We start from the raw sequence: 21,266 nt of genomic DNA, 5'->3' as shown, positions 1-21,266 counted from the left end.
TGATCGCAGCCGTCAGCGTCGTCTTGCCGTGGTCAACGTGACCGATCGTGCCGATGTTGCAGTGCGGCTTGCCGCGCTCAAACTTACCTTTTGCCATGATGGCCTCCTTGGTCTTGTCGGGGTGGCGGGGTCATCCCCGCCCTACGGGGGGTGGGTAGGGCGGGGTTCACCCCGCCTTCCCGTTAAGCGTATTTCTTCTGGATCTCGTCCGAGATGTTCGACGGAACCGGATCGTAGTGGTCGAACTGCATCGTGAACTGCGCGCGGCCAGAAGACATGGAACGCAGCGTGTTGATGTAGCCGAACATGTTTGCCAGTGGCACGAAGCAGTCGATCGCCACGGCGTTGCCGCGGTTTTCCTGACCCGTCACCTGACCGCGACGCGAGGTCAGGTCGCCAATGATACCGCCGGTGTATTCTTCCGGGGTGATCACTTCGACTTTCATGATCGGCTCGAGCAGTTTCGCACCGGCTTTGCGCATCCCTTCACGCATGCACATACGTGCCGCGATCTCGAACGCCAGAACCGAGGAGTCGACGTCGTGGAACTTGCCGTCGACCAGCGCAACCTTGAAGTCGATGACCGGGAAACCTGCCAGCGGACCGGAGTCCATGACCGACTTGATGCCCTTTTCGACGCCCGGCACGTATTCCTTCGGAACCGAACCACCAACGATCTTGCTTTCGAACGAATACCCTTCGCCCGGCTCTGTCGGCGTGATGATCAGCTTGACCTCACCGAACTGACCCGAACCACCCGACTGTTTCTTGTGGGTGTAGGTGTGCTCGACCTGCTTCGAAATCGTTTCACGGTAGGCCACTTGCGGCGCACCGATGTTCGCTTCGACCTTGAACTCACGTTTCAGACGATCAACCAGGATGTCGAGGTGAAGTTCGCCCATGCCCTTCATGATGGTCTGACCGGACTCGATGTCGGTTTCCACCCGGAAGGAGGGATCTTCGGCTGCCAGACGCGCAAGGCCCGCCGACATCTTTTCCTGGTCGCCCTTGGTCTTGGGTTCGACGGCAATCTCGATCACGGGATCGGGGAAGGTCATCGTTTCCAGAACCACCGGCTCTTTCGGATCACACAGCGTGTCACCCGTCGTGGTGTCTTTCAGACCGGCCAGCGCAATGATGTCGCCCGCAAAAGCTTCTTCGATTTCTTCGCGGTTGTTCGAGTGCATCATCATCATACGACCGACGCGCTCTTTCTTGCCCTTGGTCGAGTTCAGGATCGAGTCACCCTTGTTCATCACGCCGGAGTAGATCCGTGTGAAGGTCAGCGAACCGACGAAGGGGTCGTTCATGATTTTGAACGCAAGGCCAGCAAAGGGCATGGTGTCGTCTGCACGGCGCGGGATGTCACGGGTTTCCGTTTCATCGCCGGGTTTGAAGCCCATGTAATCGACAACGTCCATCGGGCTCGGCAGGTAATCGACAACAGCGTTCAGCAGCGGCTGCACGCCTTTGTTCTTGAACGCGGAACCGCACAGAACGGGCACGAACTGAAGCGCCAGCGTACCGGCACGGATCAGCTTGCGCAGGCTCGCGATGTCGGGCTCTTCGCCTTCCAGGTACGCTTCCATTGCCGCGTCGTCCATTTCGACTGCGCACTCGATCAGGTTGGCACGCCATTCGTCGGCCAGGTCCTTCAGGTCGTCACGGATCGGCTGACGCACCCAGGACGCGCCCAGATCTTCGCCTTTCCAGACCCATTCTTCCATCGTGACGAGGTCGATCATGCCTTCCAGCTCGGTCTCGGAGCCGATCGGAATCTGGATCGGTGCCGGGATCGCGCCGGTACGGTCTGCGACCATCTTAACGCAGTTGAAGAAGTCTGCGCCGATCTTGTCCATCTTGTTGACGAACACGATGCGCGGGACCTTGTAACGGTCGGCCTGACGCCACACGGTTTCGGTCTGGGGTTCGACACCGGCGTTGGCGTCGAGAACGCAGACAGCACCGTCGAGAACCGCCAGCGAACGTTCGACTTCGATGGTGAAGTCAACGTGGCCGGGGGTGTCGATGATGTTCATGCGGTACTTGGTGTCGTAGGTACCTTCGGCGGTCGGATCTTCCTGCCACTGCCAGAACGTGGTTGTGGCCGCGGAAGTGATCGTGATGCCGCGTTCCTGCTCCTGCTCCATCCAGTCCATGGTGGCTGCACCATCGTGCACCTCACCGATGTTGTGGGATTTGCCGGTGTAGTACAGGATCCGCTCGGAACAGGTCGTTTTACCAGCATCGATGTGAGCCATGATGCCGAAGTTCCGGTAGCGTTCGAGGGGATAATCGCGTGCCATAATGTGCAGCCTTTGTGGAATGGATTACCAGCGGTAATGGCTGAACGCTTTGTTCGCGTCGGCCATCTTGTGGGTGTCTTCGCGTTTTTTGACGGCAGAGCCGCGCGAGTTCACAGCATCGAGCAGTTCACCCGCCAGACGCTCTTCCATGGTGTTTTCGTTACGGGCGCGGGACGCGTTGATCAGCCAGCGGATGGCCAGAGCTTCGCGACGCTCGGGGCGCACTTCGACCGGCACCTGGTAGGTGGCACCACCCACACGGCGCGAACGGACTTCGACCGAGGGTTTGATGTTGTCGAGGGCCTCGTGGAAGATTTCCACCGGCGCGCGCTTTACCTTGTCTTCGACGCGGCCAAGCGCGTTGTAGACGATTTTCTCTGCGACCGACTTCTTGCCGTCGATCATCAGGTTGTTCATGAATTTGGTCAGAACCCGATCGCCATACTTGGCATCGGGCAGAATTTCGCGCTTCTCGGCGGCGTGACGACGGGACATCTGTTAATCCTCTTACTTCGGACGCTTCGCGCCGTATTTCGAACGGCGTTGCTTACGATCTTTGACGCCATGGGTATCCAGCACACCGCGCAGGATGTGGTAACGGACACCCGGAAGGTCTTTCACCCGGCCGCCGCGGATCAGCACAACGGAGTGCTCTTGCAGGTTGTGGCTTTCACCGGGAATGTAGGAAATGACCTCATAACCGTTGGTCAGGCGCACCTTGGCGACTTTCCGCATGGCCGAGTTCGGTTTCTTCGGGGTGGTCGTGTAGACACGTGTGCAAACGCCGCGCTTCTGCGGGCATTGTTCCAGGTGCATCGACTTCGAGCGTTTGACTTTGGGCTGCCGCGGTTTGCGGATCAGCTGCTGGATCGTAGGCATAGGGTTCTTTTCCCGTCTCTAACACATGTGCTGCATGAGGGGCCGTGTCCCCATGCGAGTTTCCTTCCAATGGTCCATGGCGCGTCCGCCTGAACCGGGTTCCTGACCGCGCTTTCACGGGCCTGTTCCCCAAGCACAAGAGTGCCGAGAAACCTTCGCCGCGCATTCCGCGCAACGTAAAAAACCGCATCCGTCCCCTCGTACACGGGGAACGACGCGGTGGGTTTTCCAGAGGATCGGGGCGTGAACCCGGATCTTGACCACTTCAAACCTGGAAGGCAAAGGGGCGGCCCCCTCGCCTGATTGGGGCGCGTATAGGGGGAGTCGTAGGGGTTGTCAACAAGAGGTGAAGCTGGCAGCCCGTGCCATGGCCAACGATTGCTGCCCTATCGGGCGATCCCGGCCATCACGTGCCACCGTCCGACCCCATGGCGACACAGCGCATCAGGGCCGGGAACCATGAGACGGGCACCGTCCCTGCCGTTTCGTCCCGCGCAAGTGGTTGATAGCGCCGGGATCTAGACAGATCCGGCGCGCGGTTCAAGCAAAAGTCGCGCGACCAAGAACCGCCAGAGACCAGGGACGGCGACTGGACAGCGCCTGCCGCCGCCGTTGGCGCCGCGCACACGAAGGGGCGGTGTTCAATGTGAAAGCCGAGGGGGTGGCCAGCGGTCAGGTCATCCGCACCTGACGACGATCCTGACCGCCCCCGACAGGCCCCCGCGAGAGCGGCGTTGTCACCGTTCCGGGGATCTGGGGACAGCCCGCATGACAGGGCCTGCAAGGGGCGGAAAGACCGCTGACAGGCACGTCGGTTTCCTGACGGTATCACGTCGGTGTCCGGTCGGTTATTCGGGCGGCATTTCCGGCAACACAAAGACGGCGCGTGACCATCCGGGCGCAACCGCGGCGGGCGGGTGCCCTGCGACGCCCCGCCTGCCGGCGCGCATCGGATCGCATGTCAGGGGCGGGATTCGAGCGCCTGTATCTCCTCGGGGCCGGTCTGGGGCATGCGTCCTGTCTTGCGTTCGCGGTAGATCGTGAACAGACCCGACGCGACCACGATGGCGGCCCCAACCAGTGTCAGCGTCTGCGGCCATTCCCCGAACAGGACGAAGCCCAGCAAGAGCGCCCACAACAGGCTGGTATAGCGGAAGGGCGAGACGAAAGAGATCTCTCCGATCCGCATGGCATTGATCGTGGTGACGTAGGACCCCAGCACGAACGCCGCCGCGACCAGCGTCAGCAGGATCGAGCGGGCATTCATCGGGACCCAAGGGTCATTCAGGCCCAGCAGGATGAAGAACACCAGTACCATGGCCGAGGTGATCGCGGTCACGGTCATCGCCGGCGCGTCAGGCGACAGGCGACGCGTCGCCAGGTCACGCAGGGTGACGAAGCCAACGGAGATCAACGCGTAGAGTGCGAAGGTATCGAACCCCTCGGTCCCCGGACGCACGATCAGCAGGACGCCGACGAAACCGACGATGATGGCCGACAGCCGCCGCCATCCGACAGGTTCGCGCAGGAACAGCGCGGCGGCGAGGGTCACGACCAGCGGCGCGGCTTGCAGGATGGCGACGATATTGGCGAAGGGCATGGCCACCAGCGCCACGAGATAGAAATAGGCGGCCCCGACCTCGCCCACCCCGCGCAGCAGCGACAGCCCGAGGTCGCGACGTGACAGGCGCGGCCAGCGCCCCGCCCGCAAGATCGAAAACCCGAGCGCAAGTGTCGTGACGCCGTTGCGCAGAACGATGATCTGGAACAGCGGGATCGTCAGCGCCATCGTCTTGATCGCGGTGTCGTTCAGCGCCAGCATCGCCAGCGCCCCCATCATCAGCAGCGCTGCCTTGATATTGTCGGTCATGCGTTTCCCCCCTGTCCGCAGTCGGCTGCGCGAAGACATGATACAGGCGGGCGGAATTTGGAAGCCATGGCATCGACACACCCGCCCGTGCCGGTCAGCAGCCCCTGCGACGGCCTCCGCGCAGCGCGGTGACGCAACAGGTGGGGCGAAGGTCGACCGGATCCGTGAAGGCCGGACACCACGTCCCGCAGAGGTCGGCACGGCCGTCGGTGCCAAGGCGTAGCTGCGCCTGCACGGACGTCGGTTGCACCCTGCCCTGCCCCTGCCCTGCCCCCTCCCCCTGCCGCCAGACAGTCGACGATTGTGACCATGGCGGCAGTGGCGGCACGGCGCACAAGGGAAACGACCATGCACATGACGGCCCGGACGCGCCCGGGGTTGCACCAAGGAAAAAGGCCCCCGAAACCGGGGGCCTTTCTCAAAATCATTCAGTCCGTCTGACGCGATGATCAGTCCTGGCTGTCTGCCTTGGGCGCGAAGGGATCAAAGGCGTCACCACCTGCGACCTCTTTGTGCACCGGCGCGGCCAGGGCTGCGGCGGCTTCGGCCTCGTCACGGCGCGCATCGAGCACGACGTTGTCGCGGTCGGTTGCGATACGGCGCACCTTCATGGTGGCCCCACCGGTCCCGGCCGGGATCAGACGCCCGACGATCACGTTCTCTTTCAGGCCGACCAGCTTGTCGCGTTTGCCCTGAACCGATGCTTCGGTAAGGACGCGGGTGGTTTCCTGGAACGAGGCCGCAGAGATGAACGACCGCGTTTGCAGCGAAGCCTTGGTGATCCCCAGAAGGATCGGCTGGCCCGATGCGGGACGGAAGCCCTTGTCCTCGGCTTTGGCGTTGGCCTGGTCGAATTCGACCTTGTCGACGTGTTCGCCCTTGAGAAGCGTCGTCTGGCCGCTGTCGGTGATTTCCCACTTTTGCAGCATCTGACGGACGATAACCTCAACGTGCTTGTCGTTGATCTTAACGCCTTGCAGACGATAGACGTCCTGGACTTCGTCGATCATGTAGTTCGCCAGCGCTTCGACACCCATGATGGCAAGGATGTCATGCGGCGCGGGGTTGCCGTCCATGATGTAGTCGCCCTTCTGAACGAAGTCGCCTTCCTGAACCGGGATGTGCTTGCCCTTGGGCACCATGTATTCCACGGGCTCCAGGCTCTCATCCGCAGGCTCGATCGTGATCCGGCGCTTGTTCTTGTAGTCGCGACCAAAGCGGACGTAACCGTCGATCTCGGCGATGATGGCGTGATCTTTCGGGCGACGTGCCTCGAAGAGTTCGGCCACACGCGGCAGACCACCGGTAATGTCCTTGGTCTTGGCACCTTCGCGCGGGATACGCGCCACGACGTCACCGGCCTTGATTTCCTGACCGTCTTCGACGGAAAGGATCGCGTCCACGGACATCGGGTAGGTCACCGGGTTGCCGCTGTCGGTGCGGACCGGTTCGCCATCGGCGTCGACCACGATGATCTCGGGCTTGAGCTCGTTGCCCTTGGGGGCCGCGCGCCAGTCCGAGACGATCTTCTGGGTCATGCCTGTCGCATCGTCGGTGTCTTCGCGCAGGGCGATACCGGCGATCAGGTCGACATAGCGTGCCGTCCCGCTTTTCTCGGCGATGATCGGCAGGGTGTAGGGATCCCATTCGAACAGCTTGGTGCCGCGTTTGACGGTTTCGCCGTCCTTGACGAACAGCTTGGTACCGTAGCCCAGCTTGTGGCTGGCGCGTTCCTCGCCATGCTCGTCCATGATGCGGAGCTTCATGTTCCGGCCCATGATGAGCATGTCGCCGGCCGCGTTTTCAAGCAGCGTGGCGTTTTCGAATTCCACGACACCATCCGAAGAGGCCTCGAGGAAGGACTGCTGGCCACCCTGGGCCACGCCGCCGATGTGGAAGGTCCGCATCGTCAGCTGGGTGCCGGGTTCACCGATGGACTGGGCCGCGATGATCCCGACCGCTTCGCCATGGTTGACCATGGTGCCGCGGGCAAGGTCACGACCGTAGCACATTGCGCAGACGCCATCGTCCGCCTCACAGGTGAGGGGCGAGCGGATGCGGAACGACTGGACGCCGGCGTCCTGGATCAGGTCCGACATGCGTTCGTCGATCAGGTGACCCTTCTTGCAGATCACCTCCTCGGTGCCGGGGCGCAGAACGTCGTCGGCCGCAACACGGCCAAGGATCCGTTCCCCGATGGTCGCCACGACTTCGCCATCGTTGACGGCGTTGCCGACGGTGATCGCGCGATCGGTGCCGCAGTCATGCTCGCGCACGATGCAGTCCTGCGCCACGTCCACCAGGCGACGGGTCAGGTAACCCGAGTTCGCCGTTTTCAGAGCGGTGTCCGACAGACCCTTGCGGGCGCCGTGGGTCGAGTTGAAGTATTCAAGAACGGTCAGACCTTCCTTGAAGTTCGAGATGATCGGCGTCTCGATGATGTCGCCGTTCGGCTTGGCCATCAGGCCGCGCATCCCGCCCAGCTGCTTCATCTGGGTTACCGAGCCACGCGCACCGGAGTGGGCCATCATGTAGACCGAGTTCGGCTCCATTTCGGCGCCGGTCTCGTCATGCTTGACCGACGAAATGGTGCTCATCATCGCTTCGGTGACCTTGTCGTTGCACTTGGACCATGCGTCGACAACCTTGTTGTACTTTTCGCCCTGGGTGATCAGGCCGTCCATGTACTGCTGTTCGAAATCCTTGACCTGATCGCGGGTCTCTTCGACGATCGGCCATTTGGTTTCGGGGATCACCATGTCGTCCTTGCCGAAGGAAATCCCGGCCTTGAACGCTTCGCGGAAGCCCATCGTCATGATCTGGTCACAGAAGATGACCGACTCTTTCTGACCGCAGTACCGGTAAACGGTGTCAATGATCTGCTGAACTTCGCGTTTGCGCAGCAGGCGGTTGACCAGTTCGAACGGTGCCTTTGCGTTCATCGGCAGCAGGGCGCCAAGGCGGACACGACCGGGGGTCGTCTCGTAACGCTTGACGATCTCGTTGCCTTCTTCGTCGATCTGCGGAACCCGCGCGATGATCTTGGTGTGCAGGTGAACGGTGCCGGTATCCAGAGCGTATTGCACCTCGTCGATGGACGAGAAGATCATGCCTTCGCCCTTCATGCCTTCACGCATGATGGTCGTGTAGTAGAGGCCCAGAATCATATCCTGCGACGGAACAATGATCGGTGCGCCGTTGGCCGGCGACAGAACGTTGTTCGTCGACATCATCAGGACGCGCGCTTCCAGCTGGGCTTCCAGCGAGAGGGGCACGTGCACGGCCATCTGGTCACCGTCGAAGTCGGCGTTGAACGCCGAACAGACGAGCGGGTGCAGCTGGATCGCCTTGCCTTCGATCAGGATCGGTTCGAACGCCTGGATGCCGAGACGGTGCAGCGTGGGCGCGCGGTTCAGCAGAACCGGGTGCTCGCGGATGACCTCGTCAAGGATATCCCAGACTTCGGGACGCTCTTTTTCGACCAGTTTCTTGGCTTGCTTGACCGTGGAGGACAGGCCCTTGGCTTCAAGCCGCGAATAGATGAACGGCTTGAACAGTTCGAGCGCCATCTTCTTGGGCAGACCGCACTGGTGCAGCTTCAGCTCGGGGCCGGTCACGATGACCGAGCGACCGGAGAAGTCGACGCGCTTGCCCAAAAGGTTCTGACGGAAACGACCGTGCTTGCCCTTGAGCATGTCGGACAGCGATTTCAGCGGGCGCTTGTTGGCGCCGGTGATCACGCGGCCACGACGGCCGTTGTCGAACAGGGCGTCGACCGATTCCTGCAACATCCGCTTTTCGTTGCGCACGATGATGTCGGGCGCGCGAAGGTCGATCAGACGCTTCAGACGGTTGTTGCGGTTGATGACGCGGCGGTACAGGTCGTTGAGGTCCGAAGTCGCAAAGCGGCCACCATCCAGCGGCACCAGCGGGCGCAGCTCGGGCGGGATCACGGGGATCACGGTCAGGACCATCCATTCCGGGCGGTTGCCGGATTCCAGGAAGCTTTCAACCACCTTCAGGCGCTTGATGATCTTCTTGGGCTTCAGTTCGCCGGTGGCTTCGGCCAGGTCCGCGCGCAGGGTCTCGGCCTCGGACTCGAGGTCGATCTGTGCCAGCATCTCGCGGATGGCTTCGGCGCCGATGTTCGCCGTGAAGGCGTCCATGCCGAAGGTATCCTGGGCATCCATGTACTCTTCTTCGGTCATCATCTGACCGTAGGTGAGGTCCGTCAGACCGGGTTCGATCACGACGTAGTTTTCAAAGTACAGAACGCGTTCGAGGTCACGCAGGGTCATGTCCAGCATCAGGCCGATGCGCGACGGCAGCGACTTGAGGAACCAGATATGCGCAACGGGCGCGGCCAGTTCGATGTGGCCCATACGCTCACGGCGGACCTTTTGCAGCGTGACTTCGACGCCGCATTTCTCGCAGACGACGCCGCGATACTTCATCCGCTTGTATTTGCCGCAGAGGCATTCGTAATCTTTGATCGGGCCAAAGATCCGGGCGCAGAACAGGCCGTCACGCTCGGGTTTGTAGGTCCGGTAGTTGATGGTTTCGGGCTTCTTGATCTCGCCGTAGGACCACGAGAGGATCCGTTCGGGGGAGGCCAGGGATACCTTGATCTCGTCGAAAACCTTCGGCGGGGTCAGCGGGTTGAACGGGTTGTTCGTCAGTTCCTGGTTCATGTCGTCTTCCTAAATAGACAGGGCTTGGAGGTGAGGAGCCGCGCGGGTCGTGACCCGCGCGGTGGCTGGAAGGCCCTTATTCCTCGTCCTCCGCGTCCAGGAGTTCCATGTTCAGGCCGAGGCCGCGGACTTCCTTCACGAGAACGTTGAAGGATTCAGGCACACCGGCCTCGTAGTTGTCCTCGCCCTTGACGATGCTTTCGTAGACCTTGGTCCGGCCAGCCACGTCATCCGACTTCACGGTCAGCATTTCCTGCAACGTGTAGGCGGCGCCGTAAGCCTCAAGGGCCCAGACTTCCATCTCACCGAAGCGCTGACCACCGAACTGCGCCTTACCACCCAGCGGCTGCTGCGTGACGAGGGAGTACGGGCCGGTCGAACGCGCGTGGATCTTGTCGTCGACCAGGTGGTGCAGTTTCAGCAGGTACTTCATGCCGACGGTGACGGGGCGCGCGAACTGCTCGCCCGTGCGGCCGTCAAACAGGATCGACTGACCGGAGGTGTCGAAACCGGCACGCGTCAGCGCGTCGTTCACGTCGGCCTCCTTGGCACCGTCGAACACCGGCGTCGCGATCGGCACACCGCGCGTGACGTTGCCTGCGGCCTCGAGGATCTGGGCTTCTTCCATATCGGCGAAGCCTTCCTCGTAGACGTCATCGCCATAGGCGATGCGCAGTGCTTCGCGCACGGGGGTCATGTCGCCAGAGCGGCGATAATCCCCCAAGGCATCGTCGATCTTCAGACCCAGACCGCGTGCGGCCCACCCCATGTGGGTTTCCAGGATCTGACCGACGTTCATGCGCGACGGCACGCCCAGCGGGTTGAGGCAGAAGTCGACGGGGGTACCATCGGCAAGGAACGGCATGTCTTCCATCGGGACGACGCGCGACACCACACCTTTGTTACCGTGACGACCGGCCATCTTGTCACCCGGCTGAAGCTTGCGCTTCACGGCGATGAAGACCTTGACCATCTTCATCACGCCCGGCGGCAGATCGTCGCCACGACGGACCTTCTCGACCTTGTCCTCAAAGCGGGCATCGAGGGCGCGTTTCTGCACCTCGTACTGCTCGTTCAGGGCTTCGACGATCTTGGCTTCCTGATCGTCTTCGATCGCCAGCTGCCACCACTGACCGCGCGACAGGGTGCCGAGCAGCTCTTCGGTGATTTCCGAACCGACCTTGATGCCGCGGGGGCCTTTGACAGCCACCTTGCCCATCAGCATGTCTTTCAGACGGGCGTAGATGTTGCGGTCGAGGATGGCGAGTTCGTCGTCGCGGTCACGCGACAGACGTTCCACCTCTTCACGCTCGATCTGCAACGCACGTTCGTCTTTTTCGACGCCATGACGGTTGAAGACGCGAACCTCGACCACGGTGCCGTAATCGCCCGGCTTGACGCGGAGCGAGGTGTCACGGACATCCGATGCCTTTTCGCCGAAGATGGCGCGGAGGAGCTTTTCTTCCGGCGTCATCGGGCTTTCGCCCTTCGGAGTGATCTTGCCGACCAGGATATCGCCCGGTTCGACATCCGCACCGATGTAGACGATGCCAGCCTCGTCGAGGTTGCGCAGCGCTTCTTCACCGACGTTGGGAATGTCGCGGGTGATCTCTTCCGGCCCGAGCTTGGTGTCACGGGCGGCGACTTCGAATTCCTCGATGTGGATCGAGGTATAGACGTCATCGCGCGAGATACGCTCGGAGATCAGGATGGAGTCTTCGTAGTTGTAGCCATTCCAGGGCATGAACGCGACGATGATGTTCTTGCCGAGCGCCAGTTCCCCCATGTCGGTGGACGGACCATCTGCAATCACTTCGCCCTTGCCGACCGTGTCACCGACCTTCACCAGCGGACGCTGGTTGATGCAGGTGTTCTGGTTCGACCGCTGGAACTTGCGCATACGGTAGATGTCGACGCCCGCATCGCCCAGTTCGAGGTCATGCGTGGCGCGGATAACGATACGCTGCGCATCGACCTGGTCGATGATCCCTGCCCGCTTGGCCATGATGGCCGCGCCGGAGTCACGTGCGACGACTTCCTCGATCCCGGTGCCGACCAGCGGCGCCTCGGCCCGCAGCAGCGGAACCGCCTGACGTTGCATGTTCGAGCCCATGAGAGCGCGGTTGGCGTCGTCGTTTTCAAGGAACGGGATCAGCGAGGCGGCGACCGAAACCAGCTGTTTCGGCGACACGTCGATGAGGTCGACGTTTTCGATCGGTGTCAGAGTGTATTCACCCGCCTGACGGGTGTTCACCATCTCGTTCACCAGACGGCCCTGTTCATCCAGCGTCGCGTTGGCCTGCGCCACCACGTGCCGCTGTTCTTCGGTCGCGGACATGTAGTTGACTTCGTCCGTGACCTGGCCGTCCTTGACGGTGCGGTACGGGGTCTCGATGAAGCCATACTTGTTGACGCGGGCAAAGGTCGCAAGGCTGTTGATCAGACCGATGTTCGGGCCTTCCGGCGTTTCAATCGGGCACATCCGGCCATAGTGGGTTGCGTGAACGTCACGCACCTCGAAGCCGGCGCGTTCGCGGGTCAGACCGCCCGGCCCAAGGGCCGACAGACGACGCTTGTGCGTCACCTCGGACAGCGGGTTGGTCTGGTCCATGAACTGCGACAGCTGCGAAGAGCCGAAGAATTCACGCACCGCAGCCGCGGCCGGTTTGGCGTTGATCAGATCCTGCGGCATCACCGTGTCGATCTCGACCGAGGACATGCGTTCCTTGATCGCGCGCTCCATGCGGAGCAGCCCGACGCGGTACTGGTTTTCCATCAGTTCGCCGACCGAGCGCACACGACGGTTGCCGAGGTGGTCGATGTCGTCGATGTCGCCCTTGCCGTCACGCAGTTCGACCAGCGCCTTGATGCACTGAACGATGTCGTCACGATCCAGCGTCCGCTGGGTGTCGGGTTTTTCCAGCGCCAGGCGCATGTTCATCTTGACGCGGCCAACGGCGGACAGGTCGTAACGCTCGCTGTCGAAGAACAGCGTGTCGAACAGGTTCGACGCGGCCTCGACGGTCGGCGGTTCACCCGGACGCATGACGCGATAGATGTCCATGAGCGCGGTATTGCGGTTCATGTTCTTGTCTTGCGCCATGGTGTTGCGCATGTACGGGCCGACATTGATGTTGTCGATGTCCAGAACCGGGATCTCGGTGATACCGGCATCCAGCAGCTCCTGCAGCGACCCACCGGTCACGTCACCGGCCTTGTCGTATTCCAGCACCAGTTCGTCACCGGCTTCGACATAGATCGCGCCAGTTTCCTCGTTGATGATGTCCTTGGACACGAATTTGCCGACGATATGTTCAAAGGGCACCAGCAGGTTTTCCACTGCGCCTTCGTCGATGATCTTCTTGACGGCGCGCGGCGTGATCTTCTTGCCGGCTTCGGCAACGATCTCTCCGGTGTCGGCATCGACCAGATCGTAGGTCGGGCGGGTGCCACGGACACGGTCGGGGAAGAACTTGGTCACCCAGCCCTGGCCCTTGCGGTAGGTATAGTTCACCGTGTTGTAGTAGGCATCCATGATGCTTTCCTGATCCATGCCCAGGGCATAGAGCAGCGTCGTCACCGGCAGTTTGCGGCGACGGTCGATACGGGCAAAGACAATGTCCTTGGCGTCGAATTCGAAGTCCAGCCAGGAGCCGCGGTAGGGAATGATGCGGCAGGCGAACAGCAGTTTACCCGAGGAGTGGGTCTTGCCCTTGTCGTGGTCGAAGAACACGCCGGGAGAGCGGTGCATCTGGGAAACGATCACGCGCTCGGTGCCGTTCACGATGAACGTCCCGTTCGGGGTCATCAGGGGCATGTCGCCCATGAAGACGTCCTGTTCCTTGATGTCCTTGACGGATTTGTTTCCGGTATCTTCATCAATATCGAACACGATCAGGCGCAGGGTGACCTTCAGCGGCGCGCTGTAGGTCATGTCGCGCTGCATGCATTCTTCGACGTCGTACTTCGGACGTTCCAGATCGTATTTGACGAATTCGAGAACTGCGGTCTCGTTGAAATCCTTGATCGGGAATACCGACTGGAAGACACCCTTGATGCCCTCACCGTCGGTGGGGTCGATCTGGTCTCCGGATTTCAGAAAGAGTTCGTAAGAGCTTTTCTGAACCTCGATGAGGTTCGGCATTTCGAGAACTTCGCGAATCTTACCGTAGTATTTGCGAAGCCGTTTCTGACCAAGGAAGGTCTGAGCCATGACAGAAGTCACCTTTCGTTTCTCATTCGGACGCGGGCGCCGTCGGGCCCCGGCACCACGCCCTTGCGAGACAGGGGGTTAGGATCCATGCCTGGCCACCTTCCCAAGGGTGGCCTCCCGATCCTTCAACCTCGCCTTAGAAAAAGCTTTGCGCGAAAGCCCTCTCTGAGACGGGTTCGGCTGAACGCGGGTCACCCCGCGTCCAGCCTCGAAAATCTTGCGTCCGGGATGACCCCGGAGCAGATTACTTGACTTCGACTTCTGCGCCAGCTGCTTCCAGCTTGGCTTTGACGTCTTCGGCTTCGTCTTTCGACACGCCTTCTTTGACGGCTTTGCCGCCGGCTTCAACGAGCTCTTTGGCTTCTTTGAGGCCCAGGCCGGTGATGGCGCGGACTTCTTTGATGACGTTGATTTTGGAAGCGCCGGCCGATTTCAGGATAACGTTGAATTCGGTTTGCTCTTCTTCAGCAGCGCCACCAGCGTCTGCCGGGCCAGCCATCATGACGGCGCCACCGGCTGCGGGCTCGATGCCGTACTCGTCTTTCAGGATAGTTTTCAGTTCTTGTGCTTCGAGCAGCGTCAGGTTGACGATCTCTTCAGCCAGTTTTTTCAGATCAGCCATTGTACTGTTTCCGTATCTCTAGATGTGTTCCAACGATGGGGCATTCAACCCTACGCCGGTCTCTGGGTTGCTTACGCCGCCGCCTTGTCTTCGATCGTGGACAAGATGGAAGCGATGTTCGAAGCAGGAGCGCCAATGGCACCGGCAATGTTGGAAGCGGGTGCGCCGATACAGCCGACGATGGAAGCGATAAGCTCCTCGCGCGACGGCATTTTCGACACGGCTTCAACACCGGCACGGTCCAGAGCGTTGTCACCCATTGCGCCGCCAAGAATTTCAAACTTCTTGTTTGTCTTGGCGAAGTCCTCGGCCACCTTGGCTGCTGCCACGGGGTCTTCGGAATAGGTGAGAACGGTCATGCCCGTCAGGAAATCAGCAATGCTTGCGCAGGGCTTGCCTTCCAGGGCGATCTTGGCGAGCCTGTTCTTGGCGACACGCACAGACCCGCCTGCGTCGCGAGCGCGCGCACGAAGGTCTTGCATTTCGGCAACCGTGAGGCCGGTGTAGTGTGCAACCACCACAACGCCAGAGCTTTCGAAGATCTGGCCGAGTTCGTCGACCAATTTCTCTTTCTGGGCTCTATCCACAGTTTCACTCCAAGTAGGGAGGTTTGACCCTCCGGCTCAGTTTTGCCGGCACGAAAAGTCCCGGCATTCGGGTCCTTTTACGGGTCCGTCCAAGGTCACCCCGGGCGCCGCTTGCGCAAAACCCGAAGAAATCTGGTCTTTTCCCGCCTCAGGCAGGAATTATGAAAGCCGAAGCCCTCACCCACCGTCTCGGACGAATCGTCATGACGCTGAGAAGACTCACAGCGGCACAACAGTCGCGGTGTTTAGAGAAAGTCAGAGGGATTGTGAAGAGGAAATTACGATAAAAGACATCTGACGCCCGAAACCGCCAGACGCGGATCACGGTACGTGAGCAGACCAGTCAGACCGGACGCACGGACGCAGCAGCCTGCGCGGGCCATCCTCGGGACACGAGGAGATTAGCTCTATCCCGCGGAAAATTCAAGCCTTCAGCCTGACGGCAGCACGATCGCGGCGCGCGCCCTGCCCCGCCAAAGAAAAAGGCCGCCCCGATACGGGACGACCCTGACCGGCCGAGGGAAACCGGTGTTACAGGCCTGAAGTCTCAGGTCGCCGGCGTACCGTCTGCGTTGACGGGGTTGCCGTTCGCATCGACGAAGCCGGTAGGGCTGCCGATGCTGGCAACGACGCCCGGTGCGAGGACGACGGCGCCAGCCCCCGCCCCTGCACCCACTCCGCCACCAACGCCGCGTCCGGCGCCGAAGAACCCGCCACCCGCAGCTGCGCGGTAAAAGCTCGCCATGCCAGCGCCGAGGGTGATACGCCCCCCGCCACCGACAGACGCCCGTGCAATCACCGAGACCACGGTGGCTTGCGCCGCAACGGCGGAGCCCGGAACGGGCTGGTTCACAGTCGAGGGGCCACCGGCAAATGCAGGGGCCGATGCAGCGCAGAGGGCTGCTGCCGACAGGATAAGAGCAGTTTTGCGGATCATATTAGCGTCCTCCAAAGGGGTCCGTCAGGGTATAGCTTACAGAAAGGGTCTTCTGCTTGCGGTCCATGTTGTCGGTCACGTCGTTGACACCCAGCGTGATACCCAGTTCGGGCACACCGGGCACACCGATCGACACACCGGCATTCAACTGGTTCTCGGTGCCCGAGACGCTGACGCCGAGATATTTTGCAACGCCGACGCCCACGCCTGCGAACATGCCTTCGCCGGTGTCGGACTGGCCTGCGCTCAGCAAGGTCGTGTTGCTGCCGTAGCCAACCGTCATCATCACCGGATAGATCGCGCTTTGCGTGGCGATTTCGGTCATGCCGGTGACGGTGCCGGTCCAGGTGACATCTTCACCTTCGGCATCGCCCCAGGGCGCCAGGTTCGACGCGGTCACCGCGCCAAAGACGACCAGGTCGTCGCTGAGGTACAGCGAGCGGGCAACCTTGATGTTGAACGCGCCCGAGTCAAAGACCGGATCGGTGCCGGTGATGTTCATGTCGAGCTGCACGCCAACAGCGTCGATCGGGTTGCCCAGACCGAAGCTGAGCGCCAGGTCGCCATCCTTGCCAGCGCCGGAGACGCCGCCACGCGGATCGGTCAGGGTGCCGCCGAACGAAACTGCGCCATTGGGCAGGATGAAGGCCGAGTCAGCGCCGTAGAGAGCCGATTGGTTTACAGTTTGGGCCTGCGCTGCACCGAGCGGAACTGCCGTCGCCGCAACCGTTGCAACACCAGCAAGCCAATTGTACTTGTTTGCCATTTTAGAAGTCACACCTTTCAATTTTCGAACCTGTTAAAAGCCGAAAGTCAATTTAGTCGCATTACGTACTTTATGACCTGAGAATCAGCTCTTTGTCGACCATCTGCCCTGCTGGAAGGTCAATTAATCGCACTACGTATTTTCTGATCCCAGAAAGGCGGCGATGTCGACAGGTTGACCGCAAAAGCGATCAAGAAAAATGTACGTGTTGCCACTAAGCGCACATTTGGCAACCACGCAAGAAAAGAGGCGGACCTTGCGGCCCGCCTCTTTCCGACAAGCGAATCTTCGCTCAGATCAGTTGCCGGTTGCGCTTTCGATCGCGACCGACACGCCGGAGCCCATGGTGGAGCTCAGCGAGACCTTTTTCATGTACGAGCCCTTGGCGCCTGCCGGTTTCGCCTTGGAAACGGCATCCACGAAGGCGCGGATGTTTTCCGCCAGCTTGGCATCGTCGAAGGAGACCTTGCCGACACCTGCGTGCACCACGCCGGCCTTTTCGGCCTTGAACTGGACTTCGCCGCCCTTGGCCGCTTTCACGGCGTCGGCAACATCCATGGTCACGGTGCCGACCTTGGGGTTCGGCATCAGGTTGCGCGGGCCCAGGATCTTGCCCAGACGACCGACGACGGGCATCATGTCCGGGGTGGCGATGCAACGATCGAAATCGATCTTGCCGCCCTGGATGGCTTCCATCAGGTCCTCTGCACCGACAACGTCTGCGCCAGCTGCGGTGGCTTCGTCAGCCTTTGCGCCGCGGGCGAAGACAGCGACGCGAACGTCCTTGCCGGTGCCGTTGGGCAGACCGACAACGCCGCGGACCATCTGGTCGGCGTGGCGCGGGTCGACGCCCAGGTTCAGCGCGATTTCAATGGTCTCGTCGAACTTGACGTTCGAGTTGGCCTTGATCAGCGCGATTGCGTCTTCAACCGTCAGGTCTTCTTTGCCAGCGAAGGCTTCGCGGACGGCGCGGGTGCGTTTTCCGAACTTTGCCATCTTACTTCACCTCGATGCCCATGGAGCGGGCGGAGCCCAGGATGATCTGCATTGCGCCTTCGATGTCGTTGGCGTTCAGATCGCGCATTTTCGCTTCGGCGATTTCCTTGACCTGAGCGACGGTTACCGAACCTGCGGTTTCCTTGCCCGGGTTGTTGGCGCCGGATTTCAGCTTGGCGGCCTTCTTGAGGTAATAAGACGCGGGGGGCGTCTTGATTTCCATCGTGAAGGATTTGTCCTGGTAGTAGGAAATCACGGTCGGGCACGGCGCGCCGGGCTCCATTTCCTGCGTCTTGGCGTTGAACGCCTTGCAGAATTCCATGATGTTGATGCCGCGTTGACCCAGGGCCGGGCCGACGGGCGGGGAGGGGTTTGCCTGGCCTGCTTTGACTTGCAGCTTCAGGCTACCGATAAGTTTCTTGGCCATGTGGCCTCTCCTATTTTCAAGCGGCGGGGGATCCCCGCCCTACAAACGCCCCGAAGGGCTTGCCGTGGTTCGGGGGCGCCGTGGCGCGCCCTCCCACGTCTCGAACATCACGTCTGTTTTGCAACCTGCGTGAATTCCAGTTCGACCGGGGTTTCCCGGCCAAAGATCGACACCGACACCTTCAGGCGCTGGTTGTCTTCGTCGACTTCCTCGATCATGCCGTCGAAGCCCTCGAACGGGCCGTCGTTGACCTTGACGCGTTCGCCGATCTCGAAGTGGATCAGGGTGCGCGGGGCATCCTCGCCTTCCTGAACGCGGTTCAGGATCTGGTTCACCTCGGCGTCGCGCATCGGCATCGGGCGGCCTTGCGGACCCAGAAAGCCGGTGACGCGGTTGATCGAGTTGATCAGGTGGTAACCCGCGTCGGACATTTCCATGTGCACCAGCACGTAACCGGGCATGAAGCGACGTTCCGTCGTCACCTTCTTGCCACGGCGCACCTCGATCACTTCCTCGGTCGGCACGAGCACTTCGTCGATCTGGTCCTCAAGACCTTTTTCCTCGACGCTCTGCCGGATCTGCTCGGCGATCTTCTTCTCGAAGTTCGAGAGGACGCTGACCGAGTACCACCGCTTTGCCATGTCGTGTCGACCCTTTATTCCATCGCGGCCAATCGGCCGAAATTCTGATTTGTCCATCCGTCCCGGGCTGACACGCCCCAAACGCCGGACCCCCAATAGAAAATCGGCGCAGGGCTCGAATCGCCACGCGCCAAAATTGGGGAATTGGCTGTCAGATACAAACATGCGCCGGAAAGCGCAAGCCTCACCCCGAAACGCGTGATCCTAGCCGAAGAACCCGAGGATGGCCTGAAGGCCCGTCCGGATCCCGACATCGACCAGGGCAAAGAAAATTGCCGCCAGGGCCGACATGACCAGCACCATGATGGTGGTCAGCACGACCTCGCGGCGGGTCGGCCATGAGACCTTGCCGATCTCGGCACGGGTCTGCTGGATGAATTGCAGCGGGTTCGCCATGGGTAAAATCCTGTGTCGGTTCTACGTCGGTATCGTGTCGGTGTCCTGCCGGTGCAGCGACCGACGGTTTGACCCTGCGCCGATATCGCGACCGACGACAGATCTGCGCCGACATACGGAAACCGGCGGGGTGTTTCAAGGCCGCATTCGGTGCCACCCCCGCAGACATGCACCAGGCGTGGCCGGTGTGGCGGGGCGCCGGGCCAATGTCGCGGTAAGCCGGGGCCGGTATGGCAGGGCGCCGGGCCAATGTCGCGGTGAGCCAGGGCCGGTGCGTGCAGGTCATCATGTCAGCAAGGCCGGACTGGCAGGGGCTGAGGGACTCGAACCCACGACCCTCGGTTTTGGAGACCGATGCTCTACCAACTGAGCTAAACCCCTAGTCCGTAGCGCCCGGATACGGCAGAGGGGGATGAAGATCAAGAGGGGCCGCGCCGCCTTTTGCGTATTTTCTCGGCCCGGGTTTCGCAGGCACGCGCGCCATGCGCGCCCGGCCCGTCAGGCGCCCCCCCTGCCCCGTTTCGCAGGTGCCAAGGTGCCCGCTGCCTCAGTTCATCCAGTGGAACAACCGCAGCACCACGACCTGCACACACAGAATACCGACCAGAATGCCCGAAAACACCCAGAAGGCATGCGGATCGCCAGCGCCGGGGATGCCGCCGACGTTGATGCCCAGCAGCCCGGTCAGAAAACCCAGCGGCAGAAAGACCCCCGACATGATCGAAATGAGGTACATGTGCCGGTTCAACCGGTCCGACAGTTGCCCCTGCAATTCGTCCCGCAGCACCGCGAGGTTGTCGCGCAGTTCGTCCAGGTTCTCGGCCAGCCGGACCAGGCGGTCGTGGCTCTCGTGCAGTTCACGCAGGTTCTGATCCGACAACAGCGGACTGTCCGAGGTCAGCAGGTCGTTCACCGCATCGCGTTGCGGCGGGGCATGACGGCGCAGCTCGACCACCGACAGACGCAACGCCACGATCCTGCGGCGCAATTCGGAGCGGGGCGAATCGATCACCTCGGTTTCCAGCGACTCGACGCTCTGGTCCAGCTCGTGCACGAACGGCGCGAATCGCGCGTTCAGCCGTTCGGCCAGCAACGCCAGGAATTCGCCCGCCGTCTCGGGGCCCTCACCGATGGAGACCTCCTTCACGATATCGTCGAGGGCGCGCACACGCTGGCGCGACAGGGTGATGATGCGATGCGCATCGGCCCAGACGCGCACGGCGACCATGTCTTCGCGGTCCATGCCCTCGTTCGTGTTGATGCCGCGCAGGATCACCAGAAGGCCATTCCCGATCACATTCGCGCGCTGGCGCGTCTCGGGCTGGGTCAGCGCCTCGGTCACCGTGTGGTCAAGATAGCTCAGCTTCATCGCGACCCAGTCGGGCGTCGCGGGGTCGGCGGCATCCAGATGCGCCCAGCACAGGGTGTCGGCCTGCAACAGCGCCTCGATATCCCTGCCGCCCAGCTTTTGCCCCCGGCGCGGCCCGTTCAGGGCATAGGCGAATTGGCAGGGCTGGGTCGCGGGTTGGGTCATGGGCAGGTGTCCTGGGCAGAGGGCGATCGGTTCCCGCGATGATAGGGCGGAGCGGTGGAAGTTCTAGCGCGATCTGCGGGGAGGATCAGGGAGTTGCCGGACGGAAAGTGGACGGGCGCGAAGTTGAAGGTTGGGGCTGCGTGAAAGCGCAGGCCGGGGCCGGAACGCAAAATGGCGGGACCCGGGGCCCCGCCATTCGTTGCTTTCATCCGGCGCGTCATCTGCCACCGGGGGGCCGCTGCGTGCGCTGCCAGTGGCGACACACGCCGCGCCCTCGAAAGGTCTGCCCCAGAGGGGGGCAGACCGCCCGACTTACTTCAGGATTTTCGAGACGACGCCGGAACCGACGGTACGGCCGCCTTCACGGATGGCGAAGCGCAGCTTCTCTTCCATGGCGATCG

Annotated in this window: 17 protein-coding genes and 1 tRNA gene; all 18 read right to left on the bottom strand. The window is 61.6% G+C overall.

The features are described 5' to 3' along the window. Positions 1 to 97, bottom strand: a 97-nt coding sequence (locus DL237_RS20025; RefSeq protein WP_233545088.1) for a GTP-binding protein, incomplete at its 3' end; no start/stop codon positions are given. Positions 98 to 182: 85 nt separating this feature from the next. Beyond that, positions 183 to 2,306, bottom strand: coding sequence for an elongation factor G (fusA, locus tag DL237_RS20020; RefSeq protein WP_119400755.1), 2,124 nt, complete (start codon positions 2,304 to 2,306; stop codon positions 183 to 185). Positions 2,307 to 2,330: 24 nt separating this feature from the next. Beyond that, positions 2,331 to 2,801: a 30S ribosomal protein S7 gene (rpsG, locus tag DL237_RS20015; RefSeq protein WP_119400754.1), complete on the bottom strand. Its 471-nt coding sequence runs from the start codon at positions 2,799 to 2,801 to the stop codon at positions 2,331 to 2,333. 12 nt (positions 2,802 to 2,813) lie between these two features. Further along, positions 2,814 to 3,185, bottom strand: a complete 372-nt coding sequence (gene rpsL / locus DL237_RS20010; RefSeq protein WP_097145475.1) for a 30S ribosomal protein S12 — start codon at positions 3,183 to 3,185, stop codon at positions 2,814 to 2,816. Positions 3,186 to 4,146: 961 nt separating this feature from the next. After that, positions 4,147 to 5,055, bottom strand: coding sequence for a DMT family transporter (locus tag DL237_RS20005; RefSeq protein WP_119400753.1), 909 nt, complete (start codon positions 5,053 to 5,055; stop codon positions 4,147 to 4,149). Between the two features lie 449 nt (positions 5,056 to 5,504). Next, complete coding sequence (gene rpoC / locus DL237_RS20000; protein WP_119400752.1) at positions 5,505 to 9,746, bottom strand: DNA-directed RNA polymerase subunit beta'; 4,242 nt, start codon at positions 9,744 to 9,746, stop codon at positions 5,505 to 5,507. 76 nt (positions 9,747 to 9,822) lie between these two features. Next, complete coding sequence (gene rpoB, locus DL237_RS19995) at positions 9,823 to 13,959, bottom strand: DNA-directed RNA polymerase subunit beta (RefSeq protein WP_119400751.1); 4,137 nt, start codon at positions 13,957 to 13,959, stop codon at positions 9,823 to 9,825. Positions 13,960 to 14,203: 244 nt separating this feature from the next. After that, on the bottom strand, positions 14,204 to 14,581 hold the full coding sequence (rplL, locus tag DL237_RS19990; protein WP_119400750.1) for a 50S ribosomal protein L7/L12: 378 nt from the start codon (positions 14,579 to 14,581) through the stop codon (positions 14,204 to 14,206). A 71-nt stretch (positions 14,582 to 14,652) separates the two neighbouring features. Next, entirely contained in the window at positions 14,653 to 15,168 is a 516-nt protein-coding gene (gene rplJ, locus DL237_RS19985; protein WP_119400749.1) for a 50S ribosomal protein L10, read from the bottom strand. 547 nt (positions 15,169 to 15,715) lie between these two features. Beyond that, positions 15,716 to 16,105, bottom strand: a complete 390-nt coding sequence (locus DL237_RS19980; RefSeq protein ID WP_119400748.1) for a hypothetical protein — start codon at positions 16,103 to 16,105, stop codon at positions 15,716 to 15,718. A 1-nt stretch (position 16,106) separates the two neighbouring features. Beyond that, the gene (locus DL237_RS19975; RefSeq protein ID WP_119400747.1) at positions 16,107 to 16,871 is read right to left on the bottom strand and encodes a hypothetical protein; all 765 of its coding nucleotides are present in this window, start codon (positions 16,869 to 16,871) and stop codon (positions 16,107 to 16,109) included. Positions 16,872 to 17,168: 297 nt separating this feature from the next. Beyond that, positions 17,169 to 17,867 carry a 50S ribosomal protein L1 gene (gene rplA, locus DL237_RS19970; protein WP_119400746.1) on the bottom strand — a complete coding sequence of 233 codons (699 nt, stop codon included), beginning with the start codon at positions 17,865 to 17,867 and terminating at the stop codon, positions 17,169 to 17,171. A gap of 1 nt (position 17,868) precedes the next feature. Further along, positions 17,869 to 18,294, bottom strand: coding sequence for a 50S ribosomal protein L11 (gene rplK, locus DL237_RS19965; RefSeq protein ID WP_119400745.1), 426 nt, complete (start codon positions 18,292 to 18,294; stop codon positions 17,869 to 17,871). 107 nt (positions 18,295 to 18,401) lie between these two features. Further along, positions 18,402 to 18,935 (bottom strand): transcription termination/antitermination protein NusG, encoded by a 534-nt coding sequence (gene nusG / locus DL237_RS19960; protein WP_119400744.1) that lies wholly within the window; start codon positions 18,933 to 18,935, stop codon positions 18,402 to 18,404. 204 nt (positions 18,936 to 19,139) lie between these two features. Then, on the bottom strand, positions 19,140 to 19,331 hold the full coding sequence (gene secE / locus DL237_RS19955; RefSeq protein WP_119400743.1) for a preprotein translocase subunit SecE: 192 nt from the start codon (positions 19,329 to 19,331) through the stop codon (positions 19,140 to 19,142). Positions 19,332 to 19,636: 305 nt separating this feature from the next. Continuing rightward, a tRNA-Trp gene (locus DL237_RS19950) sits at positions 19,637 to 19,712 on the bottom strand. A 166-nt stretch (positions 19,713 to 19,878) separates the two neighbouring features. Beyond that, positions 19,879 to 20,865: a zinc transporter ZntB gene (locus tag DL237_RS19945; RefSeq protein WP_119400742.1), complete on the bottom strand. Its 987-nt coding sequence runs from the start codon at positions 20,863 to 20,865 to the stop codon at positions 19,879 to 19,881. A 312-nt stretch (positions 20,866 to 21,177) separates the two neighbouring features. Next, the coding region (locus tag DL237_RS19940; RefSeq protein WP_147405320.1) for an EF-Tu C-terminal domain-related protein at positions 21,178 to 21,266 on the bottom strand (89 nt) is incomplete at its 5' end.

It is taken from the genome of Pseudooceanicola sediminis (genome assembly GCF_003575965.1).
Taxonomy (GTDB): Bacteria; Pseudomonadota; Alphaproteobacteria; order Rhodobacterales; family Rhodobacteraceae; genus Pseudooceanicola; species Pseudooceanicola sediminis.
Note: the sequence above shows the minus strand (reverse complement) of the source record. Positions and strands in the feature narration are given on the sequence as shown.

Coding starts and splice junctions, on each gene's coding strand:
- DL237_RS19975 (WP_119400747.1), bottom strand. CDS start 16,871: ATGGCAAACAAGTACAATTGGCTTGCTGGTGTTGCAACGGTTGCGGCG.
- DL237_RS19945 (WP_119400742.1), bottom strand. CDS start 20,865: ATGACCCAACCCGCGACCCAGCCCTGCCAATTCGCCTATGCCCTGAAC.
- fusA (WP_119400755.1), bottom strand. CDS start 2,306: ATGGCACGCGATTATCCCCTCGAACGCTACCGGAACTTCGGCATCATG.
- rplK (WP_119400745.1), bottom strand. CDS start 18,294: ATGGCCAAGAAACTTATCGGTAGCCTGAAGCTGCAAGTCAAAGCAGGC.
- rpoB (WP_119400751.1), bottom strand. CDS start 13,959: ATGGCTCAGACCTTCCTTGGTCAGAAACGGCTTCGCAAATACTACGGT.
- rpoC (WP_119400752.1), bottom strand. CDS start 9,746: ATGAACCAGGAACTGACGAACAACCCGTTCAACCCGCTGACCCCGCCG.
- rpsG (WP_119400754.1), bottom strand. CDS start 2,801: ATGTCCCGTCGTCACGCCGCCGAGAAGCGCGAAATTCTGCCCGATGCC.
- DL237_RS20005 (WP_119400753.1), bottom strand. CDS start 5,055: ATGACCGACAATATCAAGGCAGCGCTGCTGATGATGGGGGCGCTGGCG.
- nusG (WP_119400744.1), bottom strand. CDS start 18,935: ATGGCAAAGCGGTGGTACTCGGTCAGCGTCCTCTCGAACTTCGAGAAG.
- DL237_RS19980 (WP_119400748.1), bottom strand. CDS start 16,105: ATGATCCGCAAAACTGCTCTTATCCTGTCGGCAGCAGCCCTCTGCGCT.
- rplL (WP_119400750.1), bottom strand. CDS start 14,581: ATGGCTGATCTGAAAAAACTGGCTGAAGAGATCGTCAACCTGACGCTG.
- rplA (WP_119400746.1), bottom strand. CDS start 17,867: ATGGCAAAGTTCGGAAAACGCACCCGCGCCGTCCGCGAAGCCTTCGCT.
- secE (WP_119400743.1), bottom strand. CDS start 19,331: ATGGCGAACCCGCTGCAATTCATCCAGCAGACCCGTGCCGAGATCGGC.
- rpsL (WP_097145475.1), bottom strand. CDS start 3,185: ATGCCTACGATCCAGCAGCTGATCCGCAAACCGCGGCAGCCCAAAGTC.